The sequence below is a fragment of the Actinoplanes sandaracinus genome (genome assembly GCF_030009775.1).
Classification (GTDB): domain Bacteria; phylum Actinomycetota; class Actinomycetes; order Mycobacteriales; family Micromonosporaceae; genus Actinoplanes; species Actinoplanes sandaracinus.
The window spans coordinates 88,056-101,383 of record NZ_JASCTH010000036.1; the positions used below are offsets into that span (position 1 = coordinate 88,056).

Sequence of the window (13,328 nt, forward strand, 5' to 3'; positions counted from 1 at the left end):
GCACGGTACGCGGTGGGAACGCTTCCACCGCGCGTCGGGTTACGACGTGGCCAGCACGTCCAGGTAGTGCTGGTTGAACATGACGCCGAGGATGTTGCCGAACGGGTCGGTGACCGAGGCGGTGATGAAACCCGGGCCGCGTTCGGTCGGTTCGGCGTGTGGCCGGGCGCCCAGGTCGAGCAGTCGCCGATAGGCGGCCTCGACGTCGTCGACCGCCCAGTAGATGACCGCCCCGGCCGGGCGCCCGGCCGGCGGGTGCGGTGCGAACCGGCTGTTGAGCAGGCCGAACTCGTGCTGATAGTCGCCGGCGCGCCATTCCAGGTATGCCGGTTCGCCGGCCGCCTCCCGGACGAAGTAGGGCTCGGACTCGAAGACCTTCGTGTACCAGTCGCGGGCGGCGGTCATGTCGTCGGCGAAGAACGTGACGGTGGTGAATCCGCGGAGCATCTCGGTGTCCCTTCGTGGTGCCTGCCTTCGTGAGTTCGATACTGCCGCTTGAAGTGCTCACCTTCTGAGCACTTTTTCTGCGAATCTTGCGGCATGCGTGCGGACCGGCTTGTCGCCACCCTTCTCCTGATGCAGACCCGCGGCCGGGTCACCGCCGCGGAGATCGCCACCGAGCTGGAGGTGTCGGTGGCCACGGCCCGCCGCGATCTCGAAGCGCTCTCCGCGGCCGGGGTTCCGGTCTATCCGCAGCCGGGCCGGCGCGGTGGCTGGACGCTGGTGGGCGGGGCCCGAACCGACCTGAGCGGGCTGTCGGAGGCCGAGGCGCGGGCGCTGTTCCTGCTCGTGGGCCCGGCCGCGGTGTCCGGGGACGCCCGGTCGGCATTGCGGAAACTGATGGGGGCGCTGCCCGCCCCGTTCCGGACGGAAGCGCGGGCCGCCGCCGCGGCGACCCTGATCGACCCGGCGGGGTGGGGTGAGCGGGAGCGGCGGCCGCCCGAGGTCGTCGGCCTCCTCCAGGAGGCGGTGGTCCGGCGGGCGCGGATCCGGTTCGCCTACCGCGACACTGAGCGGGAGGCCGACCCGTGGGGTGTGGTCGGCAAGAACGACGTCTTCTACCTGGTCGCCGGGACCGAGCGGGGGCGCCGCACCTTCCGCGTCGACCGGATGAGCGCGGTGACGATCACCGGGCAGGGCTTCGAACGCCCGGTGGACTTCGACCTCGACCAGGCCTGGGAGCAGGTGGTCGGCGAGGTCGAGGAGAAACGGGCCCGGATGTGGGCGACCCTGATGATCGACGAGCGGTTCGTCTGGGTGCTGCGGGACCACTTCGGCCGGCACTGCGAGGTGCTGGAGACCGGCGCCGACGGGCGGGCGCGGGTGCGGGTGGCCGCCCCGGACGCCCGCGACCTGGCCCGGACTCTTTCCGGCTGGGGTGCGGCCGCCGAGGTGCTCGACCCGCCGCAGGTGCGCGCCGAGCTGGCCCGGCTCGGCGCCGAACTCGTCGCGCTCTACTCGCCGGACCAGGCCGTGGCGGGGAAAGTTGTCACACCCCCGTCCTAGGGTGGGGACCATGACGACACTGACCGGCCGGCGCCCCGACCGACGCCTGCATCCGGTCCACGCCGCGCGGCGGGTTCGTCTTCGGGGCTACGACGTCACCCTGGTCACCGACGCGCACACCACCGAAGACCTCTCGGCGTTCGGCGCTCCCATCCCCGATAAGGTCATCGCCCACACCAACCTGTACTGGCAGTGGCAGAGTGCCCCCGGTCGCACCGCCGCGACCGCCGAAACCGAGAAGGTCGACTTCAGCGCATGACCGTCAGCGACAACCTCTGGCTGCAGAAAATCGCCGAGAACCCGTCCCACTCCCGGTGGTATATCGACCGGTTCCGGGAGATGGCCGACCGTGGCGCCGACCTGGCCGGTGAGGCCCGCATGATCGATGCCATGGTGCCCCGCGGCTCCCGCATCCTCGACGCCGGCTGCGGCACCGGGCGGGTCGGTGGCAACCTCGCCGCCGCCGGCCACGACGTCACCGGCGTCGACCTCGACCCCGAGCTGATCGCCGAGGCCGCCGCGCAGCATCCTGGCCCACGCTGGCGGGTCGGCGACCTCAGCGAGCTCGACCTGCCCGAGCGGTTCGACGCGATCGTCTGCGCCGGCAACGTGATGACCTTCGCCGGCCCCTCGACGCGGGCCGAGATCCTGCGCCGCTTCGCCGCCCACCTCGCCGAGGGCGGCCGTGCCGTCGTCGGGTTCGGCGCCGGCCGCGGCTACGCGTTCGACGACTTCCTCGCCGACGCCGCCACGGCGGGCCTGACCGCCGACCTGCTGCTGAGCACCTGGGACCTGCGCCCGTTCACTCCGGCCGCCGACTTCCTCGTCGCGATCCTCAGGCCCAGTGACGGCCCGGCCGCTCCTCCAGCGCCCGGCGCAGAGCACGGGAGACCATGTTGAAGACGCGTGGCTCCTCGCTCCGGTAAAGGGTCACCGTCCCTCCACGGAACTCGGCTTCCAGCAGATAGGTCTCCTTACGGCGCCAGACCTCCCACCACCCGCGCGGGACGGTCTTCACGGCGACCCGCCCGATCTCGGCGATGGCGTATGTCCGCGGTTCCCCGCCCGGGTCGCTGATGAACACGTCACTGGTGACCTCGGCGTCGTAACTCCGGTAGTAAACCCTCCCCACCAGGACTCCTCTCGCAACGGTCCCCGACGGTCATGGTCACACGCGCGTCGACGCTGCTCAATCCATGCGAGAACCGGAACTCGCGCGGGCGCAACTCGCGGGGCGGAGCTCGCGCCGGCCGGCTCCGGTTTCGCTTCGCGACACCGTGGAGGCCGCGGCGAAGCGGCGCATAGGATCGCCGGCATGGCGTTACGACCGGTCCAGGTGAACATCAAGGCGCTTGATCACGCGGCGGTCGGCCGGTTCTGGGCGGAGGCGCTCGGCTGGAGCGTCTTCAGCAGGCAGACCACCTACGCCGGCCCCGGCCCCGACTTCGTGTGGCCGGACCCGGTCGCCGTCGGCATCGACGTCGTCGCCGTCCCGGACCCGAAGACGACGACGAATAACCGGGTGCACCTCGACCTCGCCACCACCTCGGCGGCCCATCAGGCGGAGCTGGTCGATCGCCTGACGGGGCTCGGCGCGACGCCCGCCGACGTGGGCCAGGGCGACGTCGCGTGGACGGTCCTGGCCGACCCGGAGGGCAACGAGTTCTGTGTGCTGGAGCCTCGGGAGATCTACCGCGACACCGGTCCGATCGCCGCGGTGGTGGTCGACTGCGCCGACCCGCGGGCCATGGCCCGGTTCTGGGGTGAGGCGACGGGCTGGACACCGCATCAGGTGACCGACGAGCTGGCGGCGTTGCGCTCCGCCCAGGGCACCGGCCCCTATCTCGAGTTCCTCCGCACGCCCGGCGGGAAGACCGTGCCGGACCGCGTCCACCTCGACCTGCTGCCGGGTCCCGGTGACGACAAGGCGGCCGAGGTGGCCCGGCTTCGGGCGCTCGGCGCGACCGATCTCGACCTCGGCCAGGGCGACGTCGGATGGACGGTCCTGGCCGACCCGGAGGGCCACGAGTTCTGCGTCCTCGCCCTACCCTGAGGTGGCGCCCGGCCGTCCCCGATGGGCGGCCCACTCCGGCGCGAGGATGGACATGACCGTGGCGTCCACCCAGCCGTCACCGTCGCGCAGCACCTGCCTCAGCACACCCTCGGCGACGAAACCGACCTTCTCGTAGACCCGCCGGGCCCGCGGATTGTGGGCGTACACCTCCAAGGAGATGCGGTGCAGGCCGAGCTGCTCGAAGCCGTACCCGACGATCAGCCGCACCGCCTCGGTCCCGAGGCCGCGATCCCGGCCGGCCGCCGCCAGCAGGGTGCGGAAGTTGCAGCTCCGGTTGCCGGGGTCCCACTCGTTGAGGACGACCTCGCCGACGCAGGCCCCGCCGGCCCGGTCGACCACCGCCAGATCGAGCCGATCGTCCTGCGCGTTGCGGGTGGCATACCAGGCCCGGGTCCGCTCCTCGCCGGGCCAGCCGTCCGCGGGGCTGCCGGTCAGCCGGGCCATCTCCGGGTCGGTTAGCGCCTCCAGGAACACCGCGACGTCCTCGTCGGCGAACGGCCGCAGGACGACCCGTTCGCCGGTGAGCACCGGCTTGATCGAGAAATCGGACATCAGGCGATCATCCCGGTGGCAGGCGGCGGGTCCAACCGATTTACCGGGAGGCGCCCGGTCAGGCGGCCACCGCCGGGCCGGTTCGCGGGGGATGACACACTCTGCGCCATGGGTTTGTTCACACTGCCCGAGGCTCGCCTCGAAGTGGCCCGCCTCCGCCCGGTCCTGGACCAGATCATCACCCTCCGCGCCGACATGGTGGAACTGTCCGCCGCCCTCGTGCCCGGCGGCGAACCCACCCCACTCGGCGGCCTGCCCGAACGCAAAGCCGTCGAGGCCCGCCTCAACGAACTGATGACCGAGGTCCAGGAGACCGGCGCCGAACTCAAGGGCATGGCCCCGCTGCTGGTCGACTTCCCCGGCGAACTCGACGGCGTGTCCGTCCTGTTCTGCTGGCTCGAAGGCGACACCGACATCACCTGGTACCACCGCGCCGACCTCGGGTTCGCCGGCCGCCGCCCGCTCCCCGGAGCCGGCCGTCACCGCTCTCCCGATGCCGGCTGATCCGATGACCTCGCTGTGGGCCGACGCCGCGATGCCCGGCGGTCTGCGCTGGCGCACGCTGTCCCCGGCGGACGCGCCACTGGTGGTCGAGGCCACCTCTGAGGAGACCGCACCGGCGCTCTGGGGTCCACGACCGGTCGGCCCCTACACACTCGCCGACGCCGGGAACGCCCTGCGCGAGTGGGATCCCGACGGAGGTGAGCTGGCCTCCTACGGCATCCTCCGCGACGATCGGCTGCTCGCCGCGTTCGGCCTGATGTGCGAGCCCGCCCAGATCGCCGAAGTCGCCTACTGGGTCCCGCCACGGCATCGCCGTCAGGGCCTCGCCTCCGCCGGCCTCCGGTTCCTCACCGACTGGGCACTCACCTCGGCCGGCTTCCGCGGCCTGTGGCTGGAGATCGACCCCACCAACCCGGCGTCCGTCGGCGTCGCCGAACGCGCCGGTTACCGCTTCGACCGCCGCATCCCCGGCCACTGCCGCTCCTGGGCCGACGAGGACCCCGCACACGACACCCGCCACGACTGCCTGATCTGGGTCAACCCTTAAACCTTCGATTTCGTACGGCTACCGGCCAGGCCGTCCCGGCCAAGCCGTCCCGGCCATCGGCTCCGATCCGGTGGAATCGCAAGATCAGAAGCTGTCTCGGACCCTGGGATGCCTGCTTCCACCAAGGCTTGACAGGTGCGGCGACGATGGCGCGATGGATATGGCCGCTGCCCCCGCCGGCAAGGCACGGGGCCGACGCGTCTGGTTGATCCTCGCGCTCGCCGTCGTTCTCGTCGCGGGCGTGGCTGTGCTGACGTGGCCGCGCGTGACGACGGTGAAGACCATGACGGCGACCGAACACTACGGCGAAGACGGTGGGCACGTGGCGGTCCTCAAACATGTGCACGCCCCGCTGGGCACCGATCACTGGGAGATCGTCATGGGCCGCGACCCCAGCGGAGGCTACGGCCACGGGGTCCGCTTGGACGCCACCGGCGTGGACGCCAGCTCCGTGGTCGTGGAGTGGGGCAAGGACGACGCCACCATCGTCTACGGGTCCGGGCATCGGTTGACCGTTCCCGCACGGTTCTTCACCGGCGGCCGCTGACCCTGAGCCACCCACCACCCGTCACCCACGTCCCGTCGCGGATATCCCTGCCAAGGCGACCCCGGCCGTCTCACGCAGGCGATCAGGATGGCGGTGATCGGCCGTGGGAACGGTGGCGCGTATGGTCGGGCGGTGAATCCCGTTGACCTGCAAGGCCTTCGATCGGGAAGCCTCGAGACCCGCGAAGCACATGTGTACCAACTGCTCGATCGGGCCAGAATCCACGGTGATGAATCAGCCATCGCGGCGCTGCACGCGCTCGTCCGTGACTATCGGGACTTTCACCGGTCGCTGTATTCGCGGGCGATGAACCAAGCGGCCGTCTTCGCGGACGCCGGATTGCAGGAGCCGTTGCTCGCCGCGCTCGCCGACACTCGGTACAACTGTCAGGCATGGGCCGCGATGGGTTGCGCGGCAATGGATGTCCGGGCCGCCGTGCCACAGCTCATGACGCTCCTCGACCACACACAGTGGATCGTCCGGGGCGAGACGGTGACCGCGCTGGGCCGCCTCGGCGACGCCTCGGTCGTGCCTTCGCTGCGACCGTTGCTCGGCGACGAGGCCGACTGGCTTCGCCAGCGAACCGCCGACGCCCTGGCCCGCATCGGCGGCGACGCGGCGCTGGAGGCACTCTGGTACGAGTTCGAGAACCGGCGGTTCCCCCGGATCGGCTATATCGCCAGCGCGCTGGCGTTGTTCACGCCGGAGGTGGTACCCCGGCTGCTGGCCGCGGCCGACAGCCCGGATCCGGATCAGCGGTATTGGGCTGCCGTCGCGCTCGGATCGACGGGCGATGACCGGGCGGTGCCGACGCTGGAGCTGCTGATGGCCGGCGACCGTGGCGTGACCGTGTTCGACGGAGAGGTTCGCGCCGCGGCGAAGAAGGCTCTGCGCACACTGCGTCGCATCCAAGCCGCCATCGCCGAACGAGAGAGTGCCGAATCGCAGGCCAAGGCCTACTGACGAGTGCCACGTTGGACACTGACCCGGGCGGGCGCGACGGTCAGGACGCTGGTGGTGGATGGGCGCTCCTACGTCAAACCGGACGCGGCGGCGATGGTGAAGATCTTCGGTGGTGACGCGAAGACCGTCAGCAGGCTCGCGGGCGACCGGCAACGAGTTCTTCCTATCGGCGGGCGGTGAGCCGTATCCGCTGCAGATCGTCGGGTTGAAGGGCTCGAGGACGACACTCAGCGAGTTCGGCGCGACCTTCGGCGAGATCGCGACGCCGCCCGCCGATCAGGTCTTCGACATGGCGAAGGTGCCGGGGCGGCGGTAGTGCCAGTCGCCTCCAGGTTGGCATCTCCGACGGACCGGCCGGGCGCTGCTCGCCCCGGGGGACGTCCGCGGCGCCGCTGACCGTGTCACCGGAACCGGCATCTCAGATGGTCGCGGGCCCGTGGTAGGCGAGCGAGACGACGTCCCGCCGCCGCTGGCCGAGGTACCAGTCGCCGGATTCCGTGACGTCGATCGTGTGCCTGAGCACCGCGGTCACCCCCGGTTCCAGCTCGGCGAGGACCGCGCCCCGCGGGGAGACCACCATGCTCGGACAGTGTTGATCCGGGTGTGCGATGTTGGCGGCGAGCACGAAACGCTGGTTCTCGGCGGCCCGGCTGATCAGATGACTGCGCCAGGCGTCCTCTGGCTCGTCCGGGTTGGCGGCGTTGGTCATGTAGACGAAGAACCGCGCGCCCGCCGTCGCCAGATACTGCCACTGCTCGGGGAAGCGGATCTCTCGGCAGAGCTGCACACCCGCGGTCGTGCCGCCGACCGGGACGGTCTCCAGACGGTCGCCGGGCTCCAGCGGGCCCCGCTCGTTCATGGCCAGGTTGATCTTCCGGTAGATCCAGGGTTCGCCGGCCGGCGGCAGCGACAGGGCGGCGTTGCACCAGCCGGTCGCGGTCGGCAGCAGCGAGCCCAGAAACAAGTGCACCTGCTTTCGTACGGCCAGGTCTGCCGCCGTGCCGACGGCCTCGTGGACCTCGGCGGGGTCCATTCCGGTGAGATCCTCGCCGTACCCGGAGAGCAGGCCCTCCGGCGTCACCACCACATCACCGGGGCGGGATTCATCGAGGACGTCCCGGAGCGTGGCCAGATTGGTGGCGACGTCCCCGACCGTGGGGACCTGAGCGATCAAGATGGAGAGCTGCACGGGCGTCATTGTGTCGTACCCGGATTCTAGGATTTCGCCATGATGACGCGAGAGGCCGCGCTGGCCACGATGACGCGCCGATTTCCGCTGGTCGCGGAGCGGGTCCGGCGGGTGTGGGGGTTGCGGCTGCCACGTCATGTCGCGGTGTTCGCGGCTCTCGCGGCCAGTGACGGCGACGCCCTCGCCGAGATCGGCCTCTCACCGTGGGGCGTCACCGACTATTTCCGCGACGGGGGCCTCGACCTGCGCGGCCGTGACGGGCTCGACGAGCGGTTGCACGCCCGCTTCCGGTGCGATCCCGCCGAGTTCGTGACCGTCATGGGCGGCGACAGCGACGGGCTGCACTTCGGCCTCTGGTTCGACGACCCGGCCGAGCTGCCCACCGTGATCGCCCACAACTATGCCCGCGACTCCGCCGAGACCTGGGCGTCCCCGGCGCCGAGCCTGCTCGGGGTGCTGCGCGAGCGGGTGGACCGCTTCCTCGGCGACTACGGCGACGAGGAGGACGAGGCCGCCCGGGTCGCCGCGCTGACCGGGGCGCTCGACTGGTTCGCGTCCGCCGACGAGGAGGCGCTGCGGCAGGACGGGCCACCCCGATGGGGGTCGGAGCCCCGGTCGTTCCTCGCGGTGTCCCTGCTGCCCGTCCTGCCGCCGGACAGCGGAGACCCACAGGCCGCCGACTCGGGCGCCCGCCTCCACGCCTTCCAGCACGACCCGGTCCAGGCCGCCGAGTGGATCGCCCGCGCCCATCGCGACCTGGCCGCGGGCATGCCCGCGCTCGCCCTCGCGGTCGGTGGCGAGTTGCACTGGCTCGACAGCGACGACCACCGGCAGGCCGGCCTCGACCTGCTCGTCGGCGCCTATCGTGCCCTCGGCCGCGACGCGTTCGCCGAGATCGCCTCGCTCCACGCCGCCTGCCGCGACCTCCGCTCCGTCGAGGTGCTGACCGCCCGTGGCTGATCCGCCGCCCGGCGTGCTGCGAGCCTTCGGCGCGCCCGGACCGGCCCGGCCGCTCCCCGGTGGCCAGGGCACCTCGTGGCGGGCCGGTGACCTGGTGCTCAAACCCGAGAGCGGCCCGGTCCACGAGTGGCTCGGCGAGGTGCTCGACGGTCTGTCGGGGGAGGGCTTCCGGGTCGCCGCGCCGGTGCGGACCGGTGACGGCGCCTGGTCCCATGCCGGGTGGTCGGCGACCCGATGGGTCGAGGGAGAGCCACCCGACTACACGGCCGAGCAGACGTGGCTGGGGATCATCGAGGCCGGCCGGGCGTTCCACCGGGCGCTGGCGCACCTTCGGCGGCCCGGCTTCACCGGCACCCGGCAGGACTGGTGGGCGCGCGCCGACCGGGTCGCCTGGCAGGAGCTCGCCGTCCCGCTGCGGCCGGAGTTCACCGAGGTGGCGGCCCGGTTGCGCGGCCTGGCTGGGCCGCTGGGCCCGCCGCAGGTCGTGCACTGCGATCTCAGTGGCAACGTCCTGTTCGCGCCGGGGCTGCCGCCGGCGGTGATCGACGTGTCGCCCTACTGGCGCCCGCCCGCCTACGCGGAAGGAGTCGTGGTGGCCGACGCCCTCTGCTGGCACGGGATGCCGCCGTCGCTGGCAGCGGCCGCGGGCGTGCCGGTGGCCGCCGTCGCGCGGGCGCTGCTGTTCCGGCTGGCGACGACCAGCGAGCGCGGCGCCCCCGACGCGGAGGTCCGCGACGAGGCCCGCCGTTACCGGCTGGCGGCCGAGGCGATCGGCGCGTGAGACCGACGCCGGCTGGGACACCGCCTAGGGATCCTTTCTGAGGATCGCCCAGACGACCTTTCCGCCGGAGGTGGGCAGGGCGCCCCAGACGCTTGTCGCGGCATCCACGATTCGTACACCCAAGCCGCGCGAGCGGTCATCTCCGGTGGGCTCCGCATCGCCTGGTCTTGCCAGGTGAGGCAGTTCGGTATCGCCATCACTCACCGCGAGGTGTACGCCAGTGTCGCGGCGGCTCACCACGAGAACGATATCGGTGCCGGCATGCTCGACGGCATTCGCCACCAGCTCTGCGGCCACCAGCCGGGCCCGGTCGATGACCGACGGCATGGACCATGCGTTACAGGCGTCCAAGACCGGGAGTGCCTCCGCAACCTCCTCAGCAGTTCGGGAGAACCTCGAACGCGTATCCCATGCTCTTCAGCTTCGGCAGGATCCTCGTCAGCGCCGCCAGCGAAGCACGCTGTGAATCTCCACCGTCATGCATCAGGACGATGGAGTCGTCCCGCACGCTTTTGGTCACCCGGGTGTAGATGCTGGTCGAGGTTTGCGAGTTCTCCCAGTCCCGGCTGTCGACGTCCCAGAGCACCGTCTTGAGGCCGACCTCCTTCGTCCAGCGGCGCACCGACGTGTTCGTGGCCCCGTAGGGCGGGCGCATGCAGGCGGTCCGGTGGCGGCCGAGGGCGCTCTGGGTGCGGGTGAGCTCACGCTTCACGTCGGCCTTGCTCAGGCGGGTCAGGTTGGGGTGACTCCAGGTGTGGTTGGCGAGCAGATGCCCCTCGCGGTCGATGCGGGAGACGATCCCCGGGTACGCCTTGACGTTGCGTCCCGTGGTGAAGAACGTGGCTTTCGCGTCGTACTTCTTGAGCACGTCGAGGTATCGCGGCGTCCACTTGGCGTTCGGTCCGTCGTCGAAGGTCAGGTAGACCGTCCGTCGCACGGCCTGTGCCGGCGCGGACTGCGTGGCAGCGGACTGCGTGGCAGCGGACGGCAAGGGTGCGGCCTGCGCCGGTGGAGCGATGAACGTGACTCCGCAGGCGAGCGAAAGCATGCCCAGCAAGGCGGCCACCGTGCGCATCGTTGCTCCCATCCACTTCGGGCGGGTCCCCAAGTGAATAGCTACGCTATGTAGTTGTCGGCCGCTTTGATAGCTCCGCGTAGCGCCTTTGACCGTTCGGTCAGGCACCTTCGTCCGGACCACGTACGCGTATCGTGCGGTGAGGCGAGTCGAGGGGTCCGCTGTGTACCCGACCTCGTTCGAATACTCTCTGCGTTCGGTGGTGACTACTAGCTGTAGCGGGTCCGAAAGGCTCTGGTGGAACCGCCCGCTAGAGCTGAGGGTCGATCAGGATCTTCGGCCCCCGGCCGGCGGCGGCCGGGCGTCGCCCCGAGAGCACGTCGGCGGCCTGTTCCAAGCCGACCGTGGCCGCCACCAGCGGCCGCGGATCAACGGCCCCGGAAGCGAACGCCGCGATGGCCGCGGCCAGCCCCGCCGACGCACCGAGGATGCCGACGACCGTCACGTCCTTGAGCACGACGTCCCGGCTGTCGACCATGCTGGGTGTTCCCGAAAGACCGATACAGACGACCCGGCGGCCGGGTTCGGCCAGTTCCGTCGCCAGGCGCGGCATGGACGGCGCGTTGGTGGCGTCGACCACCGCGTCCCACGGCAGGCCCGGCAGCGTCTCGCGGGTCCAGACGTCACCGAACCCGAGCGACCGGGCGAACTCCAACTCCTGCCCGAGAAGATGCACCTCGAAGCCCCGAGCTCGGGCGAGCATGGCCGTGAGCAGCCCGATCGTGCCGGTGCCGAGAACCAGCAGGCGTTCTCCGGCGTCGAGGCCGGCGGCGTCGACGCACCGCTGGGCGTTGCCCGCCGGCTCGATCAGCGCACCCGCCGCAGCGTCCACGGTGTCCGGCAGCGCATGCAGGTAGGCGGCGGGGAAAGCCACCCGCTCGGCCAGCGCGCCCGGCAGCCCGTCGCGGATCCCCAGTTCGTGACGGTCCGGGCAGACGTGGTGGCGACCGGCAAGGCAACGCCGGCAGTGACCGCAACCGATCATCGTGTCGCCGGTGACGCGACGGCCCGTCCAGGTGCTGTCGACGCCCTCGCCCACCTCTCGGACGGTGCCCGACCATTCGTGCCCCGGCCGTAGCGGATAGGACGCCACGCCACTGTGCAGGTAGCTCATCTCACCGGTGAACAGCTCCACATCGGTGCCGCAGACCCCGGCCCGCTCGACCTCCACGACGACCTGCCCGGGCCCGGCGACCGGAACCGGAACCTCCCGCACCTCGGCCTTGCCGGGGCCGGTGAGAATCAGCGCACGCATCATGATCGGGAATCCTAGGGTGGGGCGCCCGGCCGCTCATGTTCGAGATACCGCCGCCCCCGTCCGGGTCGTGGCGGGCGGCTCGCATGCGTGAGTTGCCGACTTCGGATCAGCGCAGTCGCTGGGGACTTCCGCTGGTTGCCCGTCCACGTACCTCTTACGGCTCGATTTGCGATGATCGACGTCATGGCGACGTCAAGCATCGACCGGGTCACGCCGGCGGACCGGGTGGCGCGGCTGCTCACCGAGATCCTGTCGCCGGCGGTGCTGGTGGCCACGGTCCTGTTCGCGGTGGCGTGGGCGTCCGCGGATTCGCCGGTGTCGGCGCTGGTGATGGGAGTCATCGCGGCGGCCGCGGCCAGTTTCCTGCCGATCGCCTACATCCTGCACGGCGTCCGGCGCGGCGCCTGGACCGATCGCCACGTCGGCGTCCGCGACCAACGGACTCTGCCGATGCTGGTCTGTCTCGGTTCCACCGCCTCCGGCACGCTCGCCCTCGCCGCCGCCGGGGCGCCTCGCGACCTTCTCGCCCTGATCGGCTGCATGGCGGCGGCGCTGGTGGTCGCCATCCCGATCACGCTGTTCGCTCGGTGGAAGATCTCCATCCACTCGCTGGTCGCAGCCGGCACCGCGGTCACCTTCACCGTCGTCTTCGGCTGGGCGCTGCTGTTCACGTGGCCGCTGGCCGCCGCGGTCGGCTGGTCCCGGGTGCGACTGGGCGACCACACCACCGCCCAGGTGCTCGCCGGCGCCCTGGTCGGCGCCTGCGCCACCGGCCTCCTCTATCCGGCCCTGCGCTGAGACCCTCGTGGCCGGCGGCTTGCAGGCACCGCATCGGGTAACAGAGTTTCGCTGGTCCGTAGATGTCGGGCACGGGTTGCTTCGCCGCTCGCCGTTCGCCGTTCGCCGTTCGCCGCTCGCCGTTCGCCGTTCGCCGCACCCGCCACCGCCGGTCGCCGTCTACTACCGGGACTCTGACCGCGACCGGATTGCCGTCAGCCACGGCAGTCTTGGCGGTGATCGGGAAGTCTGGCCGCTACCGGAGCTCTGCCCCTGTGTTTCGACGCAGGCGTCCGAGCGCTGTCATGATCCATGTTTGGCGGAGGCATGGATGATGCGAACAGTTGACACCCGTAGCGGGTGTTGGATACACCCGCTACGGGTGTCAACTTTTTCTGCTGGTGGGCTTCCGAGCGCGGCTGGCGGAGGCTTGCTCAGGTGCTCAGGTGCTCAGGTGCTCAGGTGCTCAGAGGCCGGTCATGAACTGTTTAGGTTGATCTATGCGTTGGGTCCGTTTGGAGATCGTTCTGCGGGTTCGCGATAGATAGTGATCACTCGATCGAATGAAAGATGAACATCGGTCACGTCAGGCGGG

General features: G+C 70.9%; 19 protein-coding genes. 12 read left to right on the forward strand and 7 right to left on the reverse strand.

The window, feature by feature from the left end:
* Positions 1-39: 39 nt before the first annotated feature.
* Positions 40-447, reverse strand: a complete 408-nt coding sequence (locus QLQ12_RS39730; protein ID WP_282766149.1) for a VOC family protein — start codon at positions 445-447, stop codon at positions 40-42.
* Between the two features lie 93 nt (positions 448-540).
* On the opposite strand from QLQ12_RS39730, the gene QLQ12_RS39735 reads away from it, so the two are divergent.
* The 3 genes from QLQ12_RS39735 to QLQ12_RS39745 are packed head-to-tail and all read left to right on the forward strand — an operon-like array spanning position 541 to position 2,406.
* Positions 541-1,506 carry a helix-turn-helix transcriptional regulator gene (locus QLQ12_RS39735; protein WP_282766150.1) on the forward strand — a complete coding sequence of 322 codons (966 nt, stop codon included), beginning with the start codon at positions 541-543 and terminating at the stop codon, positions 1,504-1,506.
* A gap of 10 nt (positions 1,507-1,516) precedes the next feature.
* Complete coding sequence (locus QLQ12_RS39740; RefSeq protein WP_282766151.1) at positions 1,517-1,765, forward strand: cysteine hydrolase family protein; 249 nt, start codon at positions 1,517-1,519, stop codon at positions 1,763-1,765.
* Positions 1,762-2,406: a class I SAM-dependent methyltransferase gene (locus QLQ12_RS39745; protein ID WP_282766153.1), complete on the forward strand. Its 645-nt coding sequence runs from the start codon at positions 1,762-1,764 to the stop codon at positions 2,404-2,406. The genes QLQ12_RS39740 and QLQ12_RS39745 overlap by 4 nt, the downstream gene beginning before the upstream one ends.
* On the opposite strand, the gene QLQ12_RS39750 is transcribed toward QLQ12_RS39745, so the two are convergent.
* The gene (locus tag QLQ12_RS39750; protein WP_282766154.1) at positions 2,342-2,638 is read right to left on the reverse strand and encodes a DUF6232 family protein; all 297 of its coding nucleotides are present in this window, start codon (positions 2,636-2,638) and stop codon (positions 2,342-2,344) included. The genes QLQ12_RS39745 and QLQ12_RS39750 overlap by 65 nt on opposite strands.
* A gap of 183 nt (positions 2,639-2,821) precedes the next feature.
* On the opposite strand from QLQ12_RS39750, the gene QLQ12_RS39755 reads away from it, so the two are divergent.
* Positions 2,822-3,559 (forward strand): VOC family protein, encoded by a 738-nt coding sequence (locus tag QLQ12_RS39755; protein ID WP_282766155.1) that lies wholly within the window; start codon positions 2,822-2,824, stop codon positions 3,557-3,559.
* Here the strand turns inward: QLQ12_RS39755 and QLQ12_RS39760 are convergent.
* Entirely contained in the window at positions 3,551-4,132 is a 582-nt protein-coding gene (locus QLQ12_RS39760; protein WP_282766156.1) for a GNAT family N-acetyltransferase, read from the reverse strand. The genes QLQ12_RS39755 and QLQ12_RS39760 overlap by 9 nt on opposite strands.
* Positions 4,133-4,240: 108 nt before the next feature.
* Between QLQ12_RS39760 and QLQ12_RS39765 the strand changes: the two genes are divergently transcribed.
* The 5 genes from QLQ12_RS39765 (at position 4,241) to QLQ12_RS39785 (ending at position 7,009) form a co-directional block, all read left to right on the forward strand.
* The gene (locus tag QLQ12_RS39765) at positions 4,241-4,636 is read left to right on the forward strand and encodes a DUF2203 domain-containing protein (RefSeq protein WP_282766157.1); all 396 of its coding nucleotides are present in this window, start codon (positions 4,241-4,243) and stop codon (positions 4,634-4,636) included.
* A gap of 4 nt (positions 4,637-4,640) precedes the next feature.
* Positions 4,641-5,183, forward strand: a complete 543-nt coding sequence (locus QLQ12_RS39770; RefSeq protein ID WP_282766158.1) for a GNAT family N-acetyltransferase — start codon at positions 4,641-4,643, stop codon at positions 5,181-5,183.
* 154 nt (positions 5,184-5,337) lie between these two features.
* On the forward strand, positions 5,338-5,730 hold the full coding sequence (locus tag QLQ12_RS39775; RefSeq protein ID WP_282766159.1) for a hypothetical protein: 393 nt from the start codon (positions 5,338-5,340) through the stop codon (positions 5,728-5,730).
* 87 nt (positions 5,731-5,817) lie between these two features.
* On the forward strand, positions 5,818-6,693 hold the full coding sequence (locus QLQ12_RS39780; protein WP_282766160.1) for a HEAT repeat domain-containing protein: 876 nt from the start codon (positions 5,818-5,820) through the stop codon (positions 6,691-6,693).
* Between the two features lie 109 nt (positions 6,694-6,802).
* Complete coding sequence (locus QLQ12_RS39785; RefSeq protein ID WP_282766161.1) at positions 6,803-7,009, forward strand: hypothetical protein; 207 nt, start codon at positions 6,803-6,805, stop codon at positions 7,007-7,009.
* A gap of 102 nt (positions 7,010-7,111) precedes the next feature.
* Here QLQ12_RS39785 and QLQ12_RS39790 read toward each other — a convergent pair whose 3' ends face one another.
* Complete coding sequence (locus QLQ12_RS39790) at positions 7,112-7,882, reverse strand: carbon-nitrogen hydrolase family protein (protein WP_282766162.1); 771 nt, start codon at positions 7,880-7,882, stop codon at positions 7,112-7,114.
* A 39-nt stretch (positions 7,883-7,921) separates the two neighbouring features.
* Between QLQ12_RS39790 and QLQ12_RS39795 the strand changes: the two genes are divergently transcribed.
* The gene (locus QLQ12_RS39795) at positions 7,922-8,842 is read left to right on the forward strand and encodes an ADP-ribosylation family protein (RefSeq protein WP_282766163.1); all 921 of its coding nucleotides are present in this window, start codon (positions 7,922-7,924) and stop codon (positions 8,840-8,842) included.
* Positions 8,835-9,623, forward strand: a complete 789-nt coding sequence (locus QLQ12_RS39800) for a hypothetical protein (protein WP_282766164.1) — start codon at positions 8,835-8,837, stop codon at positions 9,621-9,623. Before QLQ12_RS39795 ends, QLQ12_RS39800 begins: the two co-directional genes overlap by 8 nt.
* A 24-nt stretch (positions 9,624-9,647) precedes the next feature.
* Here the strand turns inward: QLQ12_RS39800 and QLQ12_RS39805 are convergent, their stop codons facing one another.
* The 3 genes from QLQ12_RS39805 to QLQ12_RS39815 all read right to left on the reverse strand — a co-directional run bounded on the left by QLQ12_RS39805 (position 9,648) and on the right by QLQ12_RS39815 (position 11,956).
* A complete protein-coding gene (locus QLQ12_RS39805; protein WP_407651687.1) occupies positions 9,648-9,974 on the reverse strand; it encodes an ATP-binding protein in 327 nt (108 codons plus the stop codon).
* Between the two features lie 25 nt (positions 9,975-9,999).
* On the reverse strand, positions 10,000-10,698 hold the full coding sequence (locus tag QLQ12_RS39810; RefSeq protein WP_282766166.1) for a polysaccharide deacetylase family protein: 699 nt from the start codon (positions 10,696-10,698) through the stop codon (positions 10,000-10,002).
* 250 nt (positions 10,699-10,948) lie between these two features.
* The gene (locus tag QLQ12_RS39815; protein WP_282766167.1) at positions 10,949-11,956 is read right to left on the reverse strand and encodes a zinc-dependent alcohol dehydrogenase; all 1,008 of its coding nucleotides are present in this window, start codon (positions 11,954-11,956) and stop codon (positions 10,949-10,951) included.
* A 183-nt stretch (positions 11,957-12,139) separates the two neighbouring features.
* Here QLQ12_RS39815 and QLQ12_RS39820 point away from each other — a divergent pair, with 183 nt between their 5' ends.
* Positions 12,140-12,754: a phosphatase PAP2 family protein gene (locus QLQ12_RS39820; protein ID WP_282766168.1), complete on the forward strand. Its 615-nt coding sequence runs from the start codon at positions 12,140-12,142 to the stop codon at positions 12,752-12,754.
* Positions 12,755-13,328 lie beyond the last annotated feature (574 nt).

What these genes read in the sequence shown, in the direction of transcription:
- QLQ12_RS39730 (WP_282766149.1), bottom strand. Translation starts at nt 447, where the DNA reads ATGCTCCGCGGATTCACCACCGTCACGTTCTTCGCCGACGACATGACC.
- QLQ12_RS39735 (WP_282766150.1), top strand. Translation starts at nt 541, where the DNA reads ATGCGTGCGGACCGGCTTGTCGCCACCCTTCTCCTGATGCAGACCCGC.
- QLQ12_RS39740 (WP_282766151.1), top strand. Translation starts at nt 1,517, where the DNA reads ATGACGACACTGACCGGCCGGCGCCCCGACCGACGCCTGCATCCGGTC.
- QLQ12_RS39745 (WP_282766153.1), top strand. Translation starts at nt 1,762, where the DNA reads ATGACCGTCAGCGACAACCTCTGGCTGCAGAAAATCGCCGAGAACCCG.
- QLQ12_RS39755 (WP_282766155.1), top strand. Translation starts at nt 2,822, where the DNA reads ATGGCGTTACGACCGGTCCAGGTGAACATCAAGGCGCTTGATCACGCG.
- QLQ12_RS39760 (WP_282766156.1), bottom strand. Translation starts at nt 4,132, where the DNA reads ATGTCCGATTTCTCGATCAAGCCGGTGCTCACCGGCGAACGGGTCGTC.
- QLQ12_RS39765 (WP_282766157.1), top strand. Translation starts at nt 4,241, where the DNA reads ATGGGTTTGTTCACACTGCCCGAGGCTCGCCTCGAAGTGGCCCGCCTC.
- QLQ12_RS39770 (WP_282766158.1), top strand. Translation starts at nt 4,641, where the DNA reads ATGACCTCGCTGTGGGCCGACGCCGCGATGCCCGGCGGTCTGCGCTGG.
- QLQ12_RS39775 (WP_282766159.1), top strand. Translation starts at nt 5,338, where the DNA reads ATGGATATGGCCGCTGCCCCCGCCGGCAAGGCACGGGGCCGACGCGTC.
- QLQ12_RS39780 (WP_282766160.1), top strand. Translation starts at nt 5,818, where the DNA reads ATGGCGGTGATCGGCCGTGGGAACGGTGGCGCGTATGGTCGGGCGGTG.
- QLQ12_RS39795 (WP_282766163.1), top strand. Translation starts at nt 7,922, where the DNA reads ATGATGACGCGAGAGGCCGCGCTGGCCACGATGACGCGCCGATTTCCG.
- QLQ12_RS39810 (WP_282766166.1), bottom strand. Translation starts at nt 10,698, where the DNA reads ATGCGCACGGTGGCCGCCTTGCTGGGCATGCTTTCGCTCGCCTGCGGA.
- QLQ12_RS39815 (WP_282766167.1), bottom strand. Translation starts at nt 11,956, where the DNA reads ATGATGCGTGCGCTGATTCTCACCGGCCCCGGCAAGGCCGAGGTGCGG.
- QLQ12_RS39820 (WP_282766168.1), top strand. Translation starts at nt 12,140, where the DNA reads ATGGCGACGTCAAGCATCGACCGGGTCACGCCGGCGGACCGGGTGGCG.